A 1,397-nucleotide genomic window follows, 5' to 3' on the forward strand; every position below is an offset into this window, starting at 1 on the left:
CCGAACGCCAGCGCACGGTCATCCCGCCCCGGGCCAACACCCGCAACGGACAGCCGGCCACGAACGGCGCGACGGACTACTCGCTGCCGATGCCGGCCCAGCGCTCGACGCAGGAGACCCCGGAGCCGGGCTCCCGCGCGAACTGGCCACTGCTGAACAACAGCGACGAGGCAGCGGCCACACCGCCGCCGGCCGCGGTGAGCAGCCCGCCGTCGGACGGCCGGGTCCGCCCGCCGTGGCAGGACATGCCCCAGGAGCCGCCGTCCCTGCGCCTGGTGGAGTCGGTGCTCAACGGCCTGACCAACACCCCGGCCGACGTGACAGCGATCACCGAGCCGCCACCGCTGCGCCTGGTCGACGACCGCGGCGGCCGCAACGGCCGAGCAGCAGCCCGCCGCACCACCCTGACCGCCCTGGACCGCAGCACGTCACCCCCGGTCCCAGCCGAAGGCGACGGCGACCTGCTGATCTTCGCGGCGGCCCGGTCGGCCTGGTTCACGGGTCACGACGAGGAAGCCTCGACAAACCTGGACTGGACGAACCCGTCCGACACAGGCTGGCGCGCCGCGGAAAAGGCAGCCACCCCGTCGGTGGCGGCCGAGACGTCGGCCGGCCTGCCGAAGCGGGTTCCGCAGGCCAACCTGGTCCCGGGTTCGCCGCTGCGCGAAGAGCGCCCGCTGCGAATCGTCCGCGACGCGGCGAGCATCGCGGCGCACACCACGGGATACTTCCGGGGGTGGCGGCGCGGCCAGGAGATCGGTGGGTACGCGATCGGTGGCCGGCCGGGCCGTGAGGCGGCCGGTGGCTGGGACTTCAGCCGGGATGGCGGCGCTCAGCAGGAGGACTACCGGAACGCTGGGTATCGCAGCAGCTGACAGCTTGCTTTGACGGAACGGCCACGCCCTTGTGTTGGGGTGTGGCCGTTTTGCTGTGTTGGCGCTTTGCGTTCGGGGAGAGCTCGGTGCGGGGCTGCCGCTCGGGCGCCTGGAGCGGGACGGTCAAGGGCCGCCGGGTATTGGGAGGGTCGGCAGGGCCGTCCGGGGGACGTCTCGGCGGGGCTCCAAGGGCTGCAGCGTCGCAGAGCTCAGCCCCAGCGAAACCTCGAAGGGCTCCCCTTCACGCCCCAGAGGGCCGTCGGGCCCCAGAGGGCCGTCGGGCCCCAGAGGGCCGTCGGGCTGCCCGGTAGGCCCTGGGCTGGCCTGGTAGGGCCCTGACCCGGGGGGGCCGCGCTGGCCCAGCGTAGGGCCCGAGCTAGCCCGGTAGGGCACCGGCGGGCCAAGCCGACCTCGTAAGGCAAGGCGGCGGGCAAGCCGAGCGAGCAAGCCGGCGGGCAGGCCGGGCGAGCAAGCCGCCGGGCAAGCCGGGCGGGCAAGCCGGGCGAGCAAGCCGCCGGGCAA

The 1,397-nt window shown here is 74.4% G+C and carries 1 pseudogene; it reads left to right on the forward strand.

Features of this window, described 5'->3' with window-relative positions:
- Positions 1-875: pseudogene (locus AB0C29_RS48490) on the forward strand (transposase); the annotation flags it as partial.
- Between the last annotated feature and the right edge of the window lie 522 nt (positions 876-1,397).

Origin of the sequence: Actinoplanes sp. NPDC048791 (assembly GCF_040650095.1) — a bacterium.
In the GTDB taxonomy this organism is placed as follows: Bacteria; Actinomycetota; Actinomycetes; order Mycobacteriales; family Micromonosporaceae; genus Actinoplanes.